Source organism: Microbulbifer variabilis, assembly GCF_023716485.1.
GTDB classification, from domain to species: Bacteria; Pseudomonadota; Gammaproteobacteria; order Pseudomonadales; family Cellvibrionaceae; genus Microbulbifer; species Microbulbifer variabilis_B.
In genome coordinates, this window is sequence record NZ_CP092418.1 from 1,790,148 (window position 1) to 1,805,741 (window position 15,594).

The 15,594-nt window shown below is 47.4% G+C and carries 17 protein-coding genes; 12 read left to right on the plus strand and 5 right to left on the minus strand.

The genetic code is table 11. From position 1 onward, the window contains the following. Window positions 1-89: 89 nt before the first annotated feature. From MJO52_RS08095 to MJO52_RS08115, 5 genes are all read right to left on the minus strand, one after another. Complete coding sequence (locus MJO52_RS08095; protein ID WP_252085433.1) at window positions 90-533, minus strand: copper resistance protein CopD; 444 nt, start codon at window positions 531-533, stop codon at window positions 90-92. Between the two features lie 509 nt (window positions 534-1,042). Further along, the gene (locus MJO52_RS08100; protein ID WP_252085434.1) at window positions 1,043-2,518 is read right to left on the minus strand and encodes a ricin-type beta-trefoil lectin domain protein; all 1,476 of its coding nucleotides are present in this window, start codon (window positions 2,516-2,518) and stop codon (window positions 1,043-1,045) included. Window positions 2,519-2,856: 338 nt separating this feature from the next. After that, the gene (locus tag MJO52_RS08105) at window positions 2,857-3,141 is read right to left on the minus strand and encodes a 2TM domain-containing protein (RefSeq protein WP_252085435.1); all 285 of its coding nucleotides are present in this window, start codon (window positions 3,139-3,141) and stop codon (window positions 2,857-2,859) included. Between the two features lie 190 nt (window positions 3,142-3,331). After that, entirely contained in the window at window positions 3,332-3,961 is a 630-nt protein-coding gene (maiA, locus tag MJO52_RS08110; RefSeq protein ID WP_252085436.1) for a maleylacetoacetate isomerase, read from the minus strand. Window positions 3,962-4,036: 75 nt separating this feature from the next. Beyond that, window positions 4,037-5,170 (minus strand): homogentisate 1,2-dioxygenase, encoded by a 1,134-nt coding sequence (locus tag MJO52_RS08115; protein ID WP_252085437.1) that lies wholly within the window; start codon window positions 5,168-5,170, stop codon window positions 4,037-4,039. Between the two features lie 267 nt (window positions 5,171-5,437). Here MJO52_RS08115 and MJO52_RS08120 point away from each other — a divergent pair, with 267 nt between their 5' ends. The 12 genes from MJO52_RS08120 (at window position 5,438) to MJO52_RS08175 (ending at window position 15,516) form a co-directional block, all read left to right on the plus strand. Further along, window positions 5,438-5,938, plus strand: a complete 501-nt coding sequence (locus tag MJO52_RS08120; protein ID WP_252085438.1) for a MarR family winged helix-turn-helix transcriptional regulator — start codon at window positions 5,438-5,440, stop codon at window positions 5,936-5,938. Window positions 5,939-5,963: 25 nt separating this feature from the next. Next, window positions 5,964-7,154 (plus strand): aromatic amino acid transaminase, encoded by a 1,191-nt coding sequence (locus MJO52_RS08125; RefSeq protein ID WP_252085439.1) that lies wholly within the window; start codon window positions 5,964-5,966, stop codon window positions 7,152-7,154. 68 nt (window positions 7,155-7,222) lie between these two features. Next, on the plus strand, window positions 7,223-8,614 hold the full coding sequence (locus MJO52_RS08130; protein WP_252085440.1) for a class II 3-deoxy-7-phosphoheptulonate synthase: 1,392 nt from the start codon (window positions 7,223-7,225) through the stop codon (window positions 8,612-8,614). Window positions 8,615-10,514: 1,900 nt separating this feature from the next. Continuing rightward, window positions 10,515-10,913 carry a hypothetical protein gene (locus MJO52_RS08135; RefSeq protein ID WP_252085441.1) on the plus strand — a complete coding sequence of 133 codons (399 nt, stop codon included), beginning with the start codon at window positions 10,515-10,517 and terminating at the stop codon, window positions 10,911-10,913. Between the two features lie 133 nt (window positions 10,914-11,046). After that, window positions 11,047-11,316, plus strand: a complete 270-nt coding sequence (locus MJO52_RS08140) for a hypothetical protein (RefSeq protein ID WP_252085442.1) — start codon at window positions 11,047-11,049, stop codon at window positions 11,314-11,316. 530 nt (window positions 11,317-11,846) lie between these two features. Then, window positions 11,847-12,443, plus strand: a complete 597-nt coding sequence (locus MJO52_RS08145; RefSeq protein WP_252085443.1) for a hypothetical protein — start codon at window positions 11,847-11,849, stop codon at window positions 12,441-12,443. 70 nt (window positions 12,444-12,513) lie between these two features. Beyond that, window positions 12,514-13,017 carry a YcxB family protein gene (locus tag MJO52_RS08150; protein ID WP_252085444.1) on the plus strand — a complete coding sequence of 168 codons (504 nt, stop codon included), beginning with the start codon at window positions 12,514-12,516 and terminating at the stop codon, window positions 13,015-13,017. Between the two features lie 106 nt (window positions 13,018-13,123). Further along, complete coding sequence (locus MJO52_RS08155) at window positions 13,124-13,372, plus strand: hypothetical protein (RefSeq protein ID WP_252085445.1); 249 nt, start codon at window positions 13,124-13,126, stop codon at window positions 13,370-13,372. Between the two features lie 99 nt (window positions 13,373-13,471). Continuing rightward, a complete protein-coding gene (locus MJO52_RS08160; protein WP_252085446.1) occupies window positions 13,472-13,693 on the plus strand; it encodes a hypothetical protein in 222 nt (73 codons plus the stop codon). Between the two features lie 121 nt (window positions 13,694-13,814). Continuing rightward, a complete protein-coding gene (locus MJO52_RS08165) occupies window positions 13,815-14,186 on the plus strand; it encodes a hypothetical protein (RefSeq protein WP_252085447.1) in 372 nt (123 codons plus the stop codon). A gap of 619 nt (window positions 14,187-14,805) precedes the next feature. After that, the gene (locus MJO52_RS08170; protein ID WP_252085448.1) at window positions 14,806-15,213 is read left to right on the plus strand and encodes a hypothetical protein; all 408 of its coding nucleotides are present in this window, start codon (window positions 14,806-14,808) and stop codon (window positions 15,211-15,213) included. Between the two features lie 72 nt (window positions 15,214-15,285). Next, entirely contained in the window at window positions 15,286-15,516 is a 231-nt protein-coding gene (locus MJO52_RS08175) for a hypothetical protein (RefSeq protein WP_252085449.1), read from the plus strand. Window positions 15,517-15,594: the final 78 nt, after the last annotated feature.

A 15,594-nucleotide genomic window follows, 5' to 3' on the forward strand; every position in this document is an offset into this window, starting at 1 on the left:
TTAAGCTTTTATTCTGTGGAGTTTCAATAAGTGAGTGATTAACTTGTACTTACGCCGGGTAGTTAGTTGCTGAGCCAATAAATGATAGTTTAATATAGCCAGCCTGTTCTGAAGGAAATTCCTACGTATACGAATAGAACGGAGAGAAGTGTTACTGGAATTATATGATAAGCGAGTGCTTTTAGGTTTCTGGTGGAAAGATGCGGAATAATCCTGAGTCTTGCGTCAATAGCAAGAAGGAATGTACAGCCCAATATGATTAGCTTATATGAAATAAGTCTCGAAACCGGATTCGAGAAGTTAAACCACTGGGATATATCGGGCAAGAGATTGAAAGCTAGATAGATGCCAGAAATAATCTGTACAAGAAGGGCAGGGATACCAATTTTTTCATAGCTGCTTTCGAACCTTGAGATAAATTCTATATCCTGACTTCTTAGGGTGGAAGGGAGGATTGTACATGCCAGCACCAGATGCCCCCCAGTCCAAATAGTTGCACCTAGCAAATGCAAAAAAAGTACTACCTCGTACATCTTTATTCCTTTTTAGTCCTTTTAAGCACTATATCTATAAATGCAATGGGTGCCCACTAATTTCTTGGGTGGGTATAATGAATATTTTTTAGGTATCGTTAGTGGGATTGTTTTATGTAGAAAACGAGGTGGAAATTGATGTTAATCAAGAAAGTAAGTTGGATTATGTGGTAAGAGTCTGGTGACTAATGGTGCTGAGATATCATGTCCTTTGTATATTAGCATTTAACTAATTTGCCCTACATTACTCCATTATATAACTACCTTTATCTATGAAACCTAGTCGCAGTTGACGGCACCTTCGGTGACTGGGGGCAGTGTGAAGCTGGCGAACTGAACTAATTACTGATTAACTGGGCATGTTAAGAGATTTCTACATGCCCGAGTTAACTGGTGCTTCTACTGTAAGGCTGTCGATCTTTGATCAATCTTAAGACCGACGCCTTTACTAACTGCAACAATACTCTTCTTTATACTTGATTCCTGAGAGTCTGAATAAAAAGTAATACTTAAAAGCTTGTTTGTTTCCATTCATTCACAGCATTCAGGGAAAATTTCTGACCAGTGTCACTACTGTTGCACCTATAAATTTGAAGTTGTTCTCCATTGTCGGCACTTGCCCCTGGTGTATCAATACAGTATTGCCAATCTTTGTCGCGATTTTGAATAATACCGCTTTCCTGTACCTGCCATTTTTCTGAATTGCCACCATCGCAATCCCACAGGTGCATTTTATCACCATTGTCTGCAGAGCCCGTGTTGTAGTCGACACAGTATTTATTGTTGCCTTTAGGTCTTAACTGTCCCTCAGCGGTGTAGACAAACTGCTGTTCGTTGCTCGAGTTGCAGTTGGCCAAGGTCAGGTTGGAGCCATTGCCATAGCCTTGAGAAACATTCATACAGAAATTTGGGTTTTGGCTGGACTGAATACGAAAATAACCAGGTAGGCTTCTTCGCACACCGACAAAGGGTATGGCTTGGCTGGTATGGCTCGGCGTGTCATTGACGGTATTTGGATCCATGCCAATAGCGGTAGCGCCGTGTGCAGCCGCGATATAGGAATAGCCAAAATCTGTATTGCTGAAATCGCCAGAGCTGCTCCACAAATGCATCAATTGTTTACTGTTCGCCGCTTCATTGGCTGTTATTTGGTAGTGATCGCCGGCTTTTACATTACCGCAAAATACCTTCTGGGAGCTGCTGGAATCCATGGAATCTATATTGCCAGAAAACTCTTCAGGATCGGCAGTATCTACATCAGGGCAGAGGAAGGCATGTAATGGGTAGTTATCCAGTGCCGATTCCATACGATTATTGACATTGCCACTCTGGCCACCGGTAAACATGACCAGGACTTTCTTATTCTGCGATTGCAGCTCGCCCAAAGTAGGCCAACCTATATTCTTTAGGGTGTTTCGATAATCGGAGGAGGGGGAGCTTGCCTGTAGATGTGCTAGTAAGTCCTGGTAGCTGAATTGCAAATCGCCTAACTGTTGCTTGATATATTGATCCAACACATAGATCTCATCGGCATACCAGGCAGCGAACCAATTACTGTCTGGCTTCATATCAATATATAGCATTAGCGGTGCATTGAGTTCGTTGTTGTCAAGCCATGCCTTGATGTCGTCAAGGCAATGAACCAGTCGATCATTGTCGCCATTACTACGACACATATGATTGCCGATATCACTCTGGCCGTGGGCTACATAGGGCCCATGATTACTACCCTGCCAGGGGCCGTGGTCAACAACATCCAGTTCCAACGAGCGAAAGCCCTTATCCAGCCAATCCGTAAGAGATTCTTCAGTTGCAAGGCGTTCATAACTGTTGTGAGGCTGGAGGTAGTAGAGTTGGTCGATACGGTGATCATCTTGAGGGAGTTCCGCTATTAATTTTGGTGTAGAAGCGATGCTTGCTTGTGGGTTTGCACAAAAAAAGAGGAGTAGGGAAAATAAAAATGAAAAACTGACTTTATTTGGCATAAGGATATCCATTTCGACTGTTATTATAAGGCTGCCTTAATTGATAGGGCGGCAATATTAGTATGGGTATGTGAAAATGATATGACATCTAATAAGATGTTATATTTTCACGGCATTGACCATGCTTTTCGATTTTTATTTAAAAGCATTATTCTAGAGAACAGACTGTGCGTTTGGATTTTTCGGCGACTAGTGGGTTAAATTTAGCAAGCCTGCTCTCTCGAGGCGTTAATAAATAAAGAGCGCCTGCACTGATTAAAATGGTTTGTAGATCTTTTATAAAGGTGTACACGGAGGAGAGCGTTACCAGGCTTGAAGCGGTAAGGCTGTGTCTTGACTTAAGGCTTCTTTTTTAATCTTTTCTCTACCTGCTTTTTCTCCCACTCAGGCCCAAACAATGTAAAAGGTTTAAAAGTTCGCACAGCGTGGGAGGCGATTCCGATGCCCCAACCAAGGGCTGCCCAGAGAGACCAAAGGTACTCTGGGGTGAGGATTAAATTAGCTATTAAAAGTCCAGCAATCACTATCAAATAAGTAATTAGGTGTTGGTAAAAGCCTTTGAGCTTTCTTACATGCTCGATGGCTTCCTTCTCTCTTGCAGAAGTTGCTTGCTCAGGCTGCATTTTTTGATCTCAGTGATAGATACTGCGGTGGTTATATTTTATTGCCTATGTGCAGAATCTTAACCACTGCGCGCTATGGTGGGCAAGTGTAAAAGCTGGGATAACAGTTGAGTTTTGTTAAGAGTTTTATGACTGGATATTCATGTAAGCCAGAGCCCGGATAAGCCGGGATCTGGCTTACTTAAATAGACTATACAGTGCTATCGGGCTGTTTTTCGGGGTGAGCATCAATAAAGGCCGCTAATTCGTTACAGGCCTGGGTGATCTTTTGTATTTTGGGGTACTGATTCATATCCATACCAAAACGTTCGGCGTTATACACCTGCGGCAGTAAGCAGCACTCAAAAAGCCCAGGGGTGTCACCAGCGGCAAAAGGCGCGGGTTCTAGCTGCTTCTCCAGGGCGGCAAATCCCAAGTGAATCCAGTGCTGAATCCACTGAATTTTCTGCTCTTCAGTCACTTTGAATTCAGAAACCAGATATTTGAGCACGCGGAGGTTTTGCAGGGGTTGGATATCGCTGGCAATGCTTTGTGCCAGGGCTCGAATATGGGCGCGAGCCTCGGCATCTCTGGGCAAGAGCGCTGGCTCTGGGTGAGTTTCTTCCAACCACTCCAAAATAGCCATAGATTGAGTGAGGCTGATGTCCCCGTCATTGAGCGTTGGCAGAAGCCCCTGGGGGTTTAACTGGCGATACTGCTCGCTGTGTTGATCGCCTTTAACTAGATTGACTGGGAGATAGTTATAGCTCAGGCCTTTTAAATTAAGCCCAATACGCACTCGGTAGCTTGCGGAGGAGCGGAAGTATCCGTAAAGGTCCATTCTCTTTCCTTTATTGTCAGTCATTATGGTGGCGGCTGGGAAAGCTGCCGATTAATTTATTAATTATTTCCCCTGTTATTGTGGCGTTTTCCAGGAGTTCACGTAATCTTCAAACTCTATCGCCTCGGCATCCGGCAGTATATCCCATGGGGTGCGGCTATCGATCATTACCGCCACTTCATCGGTTGCCTTGCGAGCATGTTTTACGCCGGTGGCAAATGCCTTTGGGTGGGGCCCGTGGGTGAATCCCATGGGGTGCAATGTGAGCATGCCGGGGTGAATATTATCCCGGCTGAAAAAATTGCCGCGGTGGTAAAAGATAAGCTCATCGTAATCGTCATTACTGTGAAAAAACGGCACTTTTAGAGCGCCGGGATCACTCTCAATGGGGCGCGGCACAAAAGTGGCTACGACAAAGCCCGGGCCCACAAAGGTGGTATGGGCAGAGGGGGGCAGATGGTAGCGATGACTCATTACTGGGCGAATATCTCTCCAATTGATTCTTACTGCGAGGTTGTCACCGGTCCAACCAGTGGCATCTAGTGGGTTAAATGGGTAGGTGATCTTGGAGAGTTGTTGGCGTGCCTTCACGACTACCTGCCACTGGGTGTCTCCCTGTTGGGCGAGAAAGGCTTCGTCGATGCTCGGCACATCCAGGATTGCCTCGTCAAAGATAGCATTGGGGCCGAGAATCCCCTTCTCTGGGAGCTGGAAATGCCCACCGCTTGCCTCGATCAGCAGTAATTCCAGGGGCTCGTTTTCAGTGGGGGAGAGTCTCCACATGGTCCCGCGCGGTAGGAGTATATAGTCACCATCGCGGATACTCAGCCGGCCAAAATCACAGAACAGCTTCCCACTGCCGTTATGGACGAAGAGAAGTTGGTCGCCATCGGCATTGCGTATTAAGTGGTCCATGGGTTCCCGGCAAATCCACAGGCCCACCAGGCTATTTTCATTGCGCAGAAGGGGTTTCTGGTCCCAGGGGCTATCGCCTGAATGTTGCAGTTTGGTGCTGTCGAAGGCGTGTGGTCGCAGTGGGCCTGTGAATTGACTCCAGCCTGTGGGGGGATGGCTATGGTAGAAATGCGTACAGGGGCCAAAAAAGCCCTCCTTGCCCATTTCCCTCTCAAAGGTATTGGCCGGGAAATCTGCATGGGCCTGTCGGCTGGTCTTCCCTTCAACGCGGGGAAAGCGAATCCACTTGTTCATGGGCGGCCTCGCATCTTGCTCGCAGGGCGGCTGGCGGAACATTGATCAACTCGATGGACATGCCACGCATGTTTTTTGCGTTTAACCGGCAGACTGGTAACAAAAATGGCGCTGAAAACCCTATACTGTGCGACCAATTTTGTCCGGTGCTCCAGGATGTTGCTGCGCAACATTCGCGCGTGCAGTGGTTACAATTGAAACCAATGTTAGTTAAATTGGACATCTGGTACAACCGGGGTTCGAAGATAGGCAGGTGTGAGAGCAGCCATGACCAATGACCACAATTCGCCGGATGCGGCGGTAAAGCAGGATGAGTTGCGCCTGGAGAAGTTCTTGCCATATCGCCTTTCGGTGCTCTCGAACCGCGTGAGTAACGCCATCTCTCAAGCGTATGGTGCGCGCTTCCATCTCACCATTCCCGCCTGGCGGGTGATGGCCATTCTCGGGCGCTTTCCCGATCTTTCCGCCGCTGAGCTGGTGGAGCAGACAGCCATGGATAAAGTGGCCATTAGCCGCGCTGTTTCCTCTTTACTGAAGAATGATTACATCACTCGCAGTGAAGACCCTGCGGATCGCCGTCGTCAGGTGTTGAACCTGTCTGAGCTGGGGAGTGAGGTGTATGCGCGCATAGTGCCGCTCGCGCAGCAGTATGAAAATGATTTGATCGCCTCGCTCTCCTCTGAGGAGCGGGAGCAACTGGATGGCATTATCGAAAAACTGATGGTTCGCGCTAAGGAGTGGTCCGAGCGCGGCTTGATAGACCAATAAATAGGATAAATAAAGGAGTTTTCAAATGTTTGAGCATTTAAGCAGCCTACCGCCAGACCCAATTCTCGGCCTGCTGGCCAGCTACCGTGCGGATGAAAACCCCAGCAAAATTGACCTTGGGGTAGGGGTCTACAAGGATGAGGCCGGCCACACTGCCGTTTTACAGGCGGTAAAAGAGGCAGAGACTCGCTTACTGCAAAGCGAGGAAACCAAAGCCTATATTGGCCCTGCGGGTACCCCAGGGTTCAATTCGGTGATGCAGGAGCTGATACTGGGCGCTGGCCATTCGGCCATGATTGGAGGCCGAGTGCGCTCAGCGCAAACCCCCGGTGGATGTGGAGCCCTGCGCGCTCTGGCAGAGCTGATCAATCGCGCCAAGGCTGGGGCCACGGTTTGGGTGAGCGATCCTACCTGGGCGAACCATGTTCCCCTTCTTGGTAACGCTGGCCTCAACATCAAGAGTTATCCTTATTACGACCGCGCTACCAGCAGCTTGCAATTCGACAAAATGGTGGAGACCCTAAAGAACGTGGGTGAGGGTGATGTGGTTCTGTTCCACGCCTGCTGCCACAACCCCTGCGGTGCGGATCTTTCTCGCGAGCAGTGGAAAGTACTGGCAGAAATGGCGCAAAAACAGGGCTTCACCCCATTTATCGATATGGCCTACCAGGGCTTTGGCGAAAGCTTGGAAGACGATGCCTATGGTCTGCGCCTGATGGCTGAATCTGTGCCCGAGATGTTAGTGGCAGCCTCCTGTTCTAAAAACTTCGGCCTCTACCGTGAGCGTGTAGGCCTGGCGATGGTGATCTATGCCAACGGTGAGAGCGCTGATAAAGGCCATAGCCAGATGCTGAGTGCCATTCGTGGGAACTATTCCATGCCACCTTCCCACGGTGCAGCGATTGTGGAATCTATCCTTACAGATGCAGGCCTTAAAGCGAACTGGGAAGCGGAATTGACCGAGATGCGTGAACGTATCAACGGGCTACGCGCCGGTTTGGTAGAAGGCTTGGCCGCTGCCGGAGCTGCTGGTGATTTCGGCTTTATCCGCCAGCAGAAAGGCATGTTCTCCTTCCTGGGCATTAGTCCAGAGCAGGTGCAGCAGCTGCAGAAGGACTATTCCATCTATATGGTGGACTCCAGCCGCATCAGTATTGCCGGTTTGAGCTCCAACAATATGGAATACTTCTGCAAGGCAGTTGCCAGCGTGCTGTAAATTCGGCACATTTGGGGGTGAGCGTATTGCTCACCCTTAAGTTTTACCCAAAGAAGTAAGAGTGAAAGATGGAAGTTGAGCTAGGAGTCCCAGTGTCTGAATCCCCCACCCAAATCTGGACCCCGCAGAGCTGGCGAAACTTCACCGCACACCAACAGCCCAAATACACCTCAACCGATGATGTTGCCCAGGTTGCCAAACAGTTAGCTGGCCACCCACCTTTGGTATTTGCTGCCGAAGCGCGTGAGCTGCGCCGTCAATTGGCCCAGGTAGCGGAGGGTAAGGCGTTTTTGTTACAGGGCGGCGACTGTGCCGAATCTTTTGCCGATTTCAACGCAAACCGCATTCGCGATACATTTAAAGTGCTGCTGCAAATGGCTGTAGTGCTGACGTTTGCAGGTAATTTACCCGTAGTAAAAGTGGCTCGGATGGCAGGCCAGTATGCCAAGCCCCGATCTGCCGATACAGAAACGATTAATGGCGTTGAGCTGCCAAGTTACCGTGGAGATATTATCAACGGTATCGATTTTACTGCGGAAGCTCGCCAGCCAGATCCTCAGCGTATGGTCACCGCTTATAACCAGTCGGCGGCGACTCTCAACCTGCTGCGCGCCTTCGCCCAGGGCGGCCTGGCTGATTTACACCAGGTGCACGGTTGGAACCTGAGTTTTCTTAAGAATAATCCGCAGCGTGAAAAATACGCACTCTTAGCCGAACGCCTGCAAGAAGCGCTGGAATTTATGGCGGTGTGCGGTGTTACCTCAGAAAATACTCCCGCAATTCGAGAGACGGTGCTTTACACCTCACACGAAGCACTATTACTGGAATACGAGCAGGCGCTCACTCGCACTGATAGCCTTACCGGTAAATGGTATGACTGTTCTGCGCATATGCTCTGGATTGGTGAGCGAACTCGCCAGCTGGATGGGGCCCATGTGGAATTCCTCTCCGGGGTTTGCAATCCTGTCGGCGTAAAAGTCGGCCCCAATATGCAGACTGATGAGCTGCTGCGCTTGATCGATAAGCTCAATCCTGAGAATGAAGCTGGCCGCCTTACCTTAATTACCCGTATGGGAGCAGATATCCTCGCCGATAAGCTGCCCGCACTGGTGCGTGCAGTGCAAGCAGAGGGGCGCTCTGTGGTCTGGAGTACCGACCCCATGCATGGCAACACGGTAAAAGCTGGCAATGGCTACAAAACCCGCGATTTCGATAAAGTTTTACGAGAGATCCGCGACTTCTTCTCGGTACACTGGTCCGAAGGCAGTCACCCCGGCGGTATTCACCTAGAAATGACCGGTGAACATGTTACCGAGTGCACTGGTGGCGCCTGGAAAATTTCCGAAGCGGATCTTGCCAGTTGCTATCGCACCCAATGCGACCCAAGACTGAATGCCGACCAAGTGCTGGAGCTGGCTTTCTGCGTATCTGAATGGCTGCGTGCAGGTCGGATTGCCTAGCGGCTTAATTTAAATACTAATACATTAAAACCCCTTGCTCTGAGATCGACAGTTGGACAAGGGGTTTTTCTTTACTTGAAATAAAGCTGAGAGTTCAAAGCCGGGAGCTAAGAAATGGCCCCCAGCTTGAGTGCCAGTTAGTAGTTCCAGCGTTCAATAATTTCAAATTTGAAACCTATATCCATTTCGCGACCCAAACAGACCAGAGATTTCGGTCGTCGTGACCGTTATTTCTGAGTATTTGTAGATTGGTGATGAAAGTCTAATGAAATCAACGGGTTGGATGCGGCAAGAAATCTTTGATAGTGGTCATGATGACCATTTTTCCATTTGTGAAGATGGTGCCACTTGATTGTATCTAGTTGATTTTTGAGGGGAAGTCAGAGCCATGGCGGGAATTTGCATCTGAAATAGTAATCAAGATAATAGTGGTCGTGATGATCACTATATAAATGTTATTGGTCGCTCGCTCCAGTTTTGTGAGGGTTCCGTTAAGAATAGCAGATGATTATTGAGGTGCTGTATAAAAAAACAGTATTGGCGGGGGAGCCCATAGTCAACGGTTCGACCTTCGTGTAAGCTTCGAAGCTTCAGCGACGCTCGCATAACGAAGTTGATGCGGACGGCGCAGCCGCTTCGAAGCAAGGCCGCGAACCTAGAGCTGCTAATTTCTCTCTCCGAATCTTGGTAGACAGTAGCAAGAAAGATATTTGTAGTGGATTTGTACACAATGCCACGAGCAACAAATAACAACCCGATGATGCGGAAACCTAAAAGTTGTCATTCCCTTTGCTTACGCAAAGGTACCGCCAACTTCCTTAACGGTTCCGCATATCTATTTTCGTTATTGGTCGCTCGCTCCAGTTTTGTGAGGGTTCCGTTAAGAATAGCAGATGATTATTGAGGTGCTGTATAAAAAAACAGTATTGGCGGGGGAGCCCATAGTCAACGGTTCGACCTTCGTGTAAGCTTCGAAGCTTCAGCGACGCTCGCATAACGAAGTTGATGCGGACGGCGCAGCCGCTTCGAAGCAAGGCCGCGAACCTAGAGCTGCTAATTTCTCTCTCCGAATCTTGGTAGACAGTAGCAAGAAAGATATTTGTAGTGGATTTGTACACAATGCCACGAGCAACAAATAACAACCCGATGATGCGGAAACCTAAAAGTTGTCATTCCCTTTGCTTACGCAAAGGTACCGCCAACTTCCTTAACGGTTCCGCATATCTATTTTCGTTATTGGTCGCTCGCTCCAGTTTTGTGAGGGTTCCGTTAAGAATAGCAGATGATTATTGGGGTGCTGTATAAAAAAACAGTATTGGCGGGGGAGCCCATAGTCAACGGTTCGACCTTCGTGTAAGCTTCGAAGCTTCAGCGACGCTCGCATAACGAAGTTGATGCGGACGGCGCAGCCGCTTCGAAGCAAGGCCGCGAACCTAGAGCTGCTAATTTCTCTCTCCGAATCGTGGTAGACAGTAGCAAGAAAGATATTTGTAGTGGATTTGTACACAATGCCACGAGCAACAAATAACAACCCGATGATGCGGAAACCTAAAAGTTGTCATTCCCTTTGCTTGCGCAAAGGTACCGCCAACTTCCTTAACGGTTCCGCATATCTATTTTCGTTAAGAGGCAAGTATGAGGCTAATTAAATACGGTGTAATCTGGTATCTTATGGGTGCATTCAGTTGGTACTTGTCCGGCGTTGCTATTAGTTTTTTTGAGGGCCCAGAAATTTATTTTAAAGGAATCGCCTTACTAGCTAGCCCTATAGTTGTACCGTTTACTTTGTATGATTTTATGTGGAACTCTCAGGAAAAGTTAGAGAGTAGCATCGTTCCTATGGGGGTATGTTACGCGCTTGCTTTAATTCTAGTGTTAGTATTTTGGTGTAGAAATAAAAATGCCTCTTAACGAGGCCAGGAAAGATTGCCTAGCCGGTGGCTGGACAGCCTACGCTCTGCTTCGGCTGCCCTTGCTGGCAGTGTTAGGTGTACGGATGGAGTATCATGACAATCAAGATGTTCGGCTCGGGGATATCGTAGAGTTAGGTATGCCAGATGGCCGAGAAAAAGCAAGAGTTGTTATGCTAGGTGATACCTATAAGCGTCTTGAACTTGAGGCCTCTTTTGAGTCGTGGGTAAAAAAAGATAAAATTTTAAAATCTGACTCAATTGTAATTGAATGGCTTGGTAAAAACCCTTTATCTCATAGTGACCCAAACTATGCTCTGGTTGGTAATTATTTGTTTACCGGCATTAGTGCAGATTTAAAACTCATTGGTAGGGCTAGGCATGAGTAAAACACCTAACAAACAGCAGCACGCAAGCCCGGCAAAAGACGCCGGGCAGGACGGCCTACATTGCGCTTCGCTTCATATCGGCCGCCCGTGTGCTGGGCGTTATGCATCGGTGTCGTAGGTCGGTGAGAATAAAATGAAATTATTGTGGTTTTTAGGAATTCCTTATTACATTTTTGTTGCGCTGATTATCGGCCAGATGTCCAAGGGAGCTGTTTGGTACCTGTTACTTCTAGTCCCATTGCTCCTCGCTTATGACAAACTCAGTCAGGTGGCGTACTCATCGGCTGTGGTTCACCGTGGAGTGTCAAAAGTGTATTTTTCTGCATTTTGGGTGCTAACCCAATTAGTGCTAATTTCTGTTGTGGTAGGTTTGGTTGGTAGTTTGGTGGGTATCAATGCATAACAAACGCAAGCAGTTTGCTCCGGCCCTTCGGGCCTCCGCGGGACGCCCAATGCTATGCACATTTTGTTCGGGTCGCTGCGCTCCCAGTTTCACACAAAATGTACATAGCATTGGTCACCCCTGTTGCGGGCGTTATTGGTCGCTCGCTCCAGTTTTGTGAGGGTTCCGTTAAGAATAGCAGATGATTATCGGGGTGCTGTATATAAAAACAGTATTGGCGGGGAGCCCATAGTCAACGGTTCGACCTTCGTGTAAGCTTCGAAGCTTCAGCGACGCTCGCATAACGAAGTTGATGCGGACGGCGCAGCCGCTTCGAAGCAAGGCCGCGAACCTAGAGCTGCTAATTTCTCTCTCCGAATCGTGGTAGACAGTAGCAAGAAAGATATTTGTAGTGGATTTGTACACAATGCCACGAGCAACAAATAACAACCCGATGATGCGGAAACCTAAAAGTTGTCATTCCCTTTGCTTGCGCAAAGGTACCGCCAACTTCCTTAACGGTTCCGCATATCTATTTTCGTTAAGCCTCTATGAATATTGAGCACTATAAAGAGTTCAGAGAATTCGAAGAAAAGGGATTGAAGAAGCAAGCTTCAAAATCAGTTCGTGCTTTTATTTCTTCATTTCAAAGCAGCAAAGAGATTGAAGAGTGGGTGTGGGAGTATTTGCCAAAGTTAGAGACAAACAGGCACTCAAGAATACGGCACGAAATATTCCATGAGCTGGTGTTTCCAATCCTTAGAGACGGCTATGCAAAAGGAGATTTAGCGAGCACACTCTGGCTAGGCAAGCTCTCACAAAATATATATCAATCAAAAACTGCTCATGAGGCACTTGATTGGGTAACTGAATTAGACCTTTACAATAAGTGCCATGAAATTGACCCAGAAAATGATGAGGCTAGGTTATTGCTGCTTCAATCGATCGTGTCATGGCTTGAATATGCTGAGCACGAATGGCCAAGTGGCATACTTTATGGCAATGACGGTGCCACAATCGAACAGTGTGACGAAATCAGCTCCGAAGTTCAGAGGGTTCTTTCCCTTGACAAAGAGTTTAAATATAGTGAGTTCATCAAACAATTTAACAAGAAGCTTAGCCAGTACCGGGCAAGGCTTAACAAGTAAAGGCACGGGACGCCAAAACCGCCGCTTCGCTATGGTTTTGCCGCCCGTGCTTTAGGCGTTAAGCAATACAATGAAAATTGAAGCGCATATTACAAAGAAAGACCTTATAAACCTAAGCTGCTATTTTTTTCCAAGAAACAGAGGCACCTGGATATATTTTATGGTGCTATTTCTCGGTATGTTTGTTTTTCTTAGCTACAAGGATGGATTTACATTTTTCACCAAGAGTACGCTCATTGGAGTTGTGTCCAGTTTTATTGGTGCGCTTGTAGCCACACTGATAGCATGGTTATGGAACTTGGGCTGCATCTTGCTAATGTCTAACTCTAAATCGGGTGTATTGGGTAAGCATGAATACGTTATTACCGAGGAAGGGTTATCCGAGAGCACCGAAGCTAATGAGGCGCTTATAAAGTGGTCAGGTATAGATAATGTTAAAATCAATAAAAATTACATACTAGTCAGAGTAAACCAGTATCTATTCCACATGCTGCCAAGGCGTTCGTTTAGCTCTTTAGCTAAATACGAAGAGTTCGGTAATATACTTTCTAGTAGGGTAGGCGAAAATGCTTAACAAAGGCCAGCACAATCGCCAAATGCAAAAAGCGCATTTGGCTGGACTCGCTACACTGCGTTTCGCTCGCCTGTGTGGCCGGCGTTAAGTGATACAAGGAGAGTAAATGAAATCATTCATGGTTAATCTTATCGGACTGGTTGGATCTTGGTACATGGTTGATCTTACTTCCGAAAACTCGCTTAATTCCATTTTTTCTCCATTGGTTTTTGCTGCGTTTTTAATTTCCAGTGTGCTGTGGTTTATTGTGAAATTTGGAGTAACCCAGGGGTCTGGCATCGGTGGTTATTTTGGCAGTGGTGATTCTGGTGGTTTCAGTGGTGGAGATGGAGGGGGTGGTGATGGTGGTTGTTAGATCACTTAACAAGTGCCGGCACAATCGCGCACTTCGTGCGCTGGACTCGCAACAAGTTGCTCGCCTGTGCGGCGGGCGTTAGTAGCTAATAGACAGAGCATGAATCATACAGAATGTGTGGCCAATACAGAGTCGGTTTTAATTGGGCTGTCTGAAGTGGCGGATGTGCCATATATAGAGGGAGATTTCTCCCGCTTTGAAGATGAATTTGTGAACTCTGGTCAGGAAGAAGCACGTTTCACTCTGAAAGAAGGCAGTTTTGAAGTATCAGTTCTTTTGGAGAAATATGAGGGCTACTTTTTTGTGTCAATCGTTGGTTAGGGTGAGCGGTTTGAAAGGGCCAAAGACTATCTTGTCTCAAATAAAGATTGAGGCTACTAACAAACGCAGGCAGGCGACGCAAAATGCGCGCGCCTGCTACGGACGTTAGGCAATAACCGGTATGAAATTATTGTGGTTGCTGATACTTCTTGTCTTTTCAATTGCAGTTTGTGCTGAAAACTTCGACGCACGAATTCTGTTTGCTGAAGCGGCTATACAATCTGAAGAGGGAAAGAAGTACGAGAAATTGGTGCGGGAAAGTGCGTGGGACGTTGATAGAGAGTGCTTTCAAGCTTCAACAAAAATTAGAGCAACCTCAGGATACTATCAGCTAGTTGCTACTATAGATCTGGACGGCAAGGCTAAAATGGTTGAGGTGCGCCCCATAAACCATTATTCATCGTGCGAGGCTATCTGGTTTGCGAATAACAGGTTTCCAAACCCACCACGAGATAGTTGGCCCATTCGCTTGGAGGTAAATATCCAGCCATAGTGGGTGATTCATGCCTAACAATCACAGGCAGTTTGCTACGGCCCTTCGGGTCTCCGCGGGACGGCTTACCTTGTGCACCTTTGCGCGGGTCGCTTCGCTCCCATTTTCGCGCAAAAGGCGCACAAGGTAAGCCGCCCCTGCTGTGGGCGTTAAGGCATCATGAGAACTACATTGAAGCTAGTCGCAATAATTCCAGTGTTTTTAGCTTTGACCTGCGCTGTATTTCTTGGTTTCTACCAATGTGGTGGTTACATTTGGGTTCGGCAAGCTGTTACTGCGGTAGCTGGAGTAAGTCTTGTATTATCTGTGGTTAGCAGTTATCGGGTCTCCGGTAGCTCTCTAAAAATCGCAGTGGGTGTGACAGCTCTACTTATAGTTCTACTTGTCATGGCTTGGTACAGTGGTCAGGCACTGTATATTACACCCAGTAGTATTTCTGAGTTTTTCGGCCCTGGCTGCTAGCAAGCCTTAACAAACATAGGCAGTTTGCTACGGCCCTTCGGGCCTTCGCGGGACGGCTTACCTTGTGCACATTCTGCGCGGTCGCTTTGCTCCCATTTTCGCGCAAAATGCGCACAAGGTAAGCCGCCCCTGCTGTGGGCGTTAGGCACCCCAATTAATGAGCAAATTGCCACTTCAAAATATAGTCGGCTCTAGAATTGAGTCGGCAAAGTTTGATAAACCATCGAAAAGTTGGCTTATCCACTTTGCCAATGGAGACTCACTTAATATTGAGTGTATGTGGCGTCTGATCGAGGATGGTTGTATATGCTCAACTAGCGATGACCATGATCAAATGTTCGGCCGTGACAAACCATTTAATGGTGAGGCCGCTCTAAATGAAATGGCAGAGCATGAAATCCTGTCAGCGCAATGTAATGATTTAGTTGGTGACATCAGTATTAAACTGGGCGAATATTTTGTTCTTGAGGTTGTAGCTATTTCAGCGGGCTACGAATCATGGCAATACAAACAAAATGGCGGCAATAGCTTTGTTGCAGTTAGCGGGCAAGTCCATAGCTACTAAATGCCTAACAATCACAGTCAAAGCGACGCAAAAAGCGCGCGCTTGCTGTGGGCGTTATGTGTCAGAGATAAAATGAGCGATTCTAAACTAACAAAAGAACAGGCTTTCTTGGCGATGTACGCATTTCTAGATGAGTACTACCAAGCAACAAAGTCTGAAGATGTTGGCGGCTTACTCGGTAGCATATCACTACTTAGCGATGGTGGATCAGCTGACCCAGTAGTTCAGAACGAGTGGGAAGAGGCTATTCAAAAAGTTATGGATGGTAGTGTTAATGCGCAGCTTAGTATCAAAAACACATAACAAGTTTGTCAACGATCGCCCTTCAGGCTGGACCGCTAAAAGCGTGGCTTCGCCACAACGCAGCTCGTTACAAAGGCG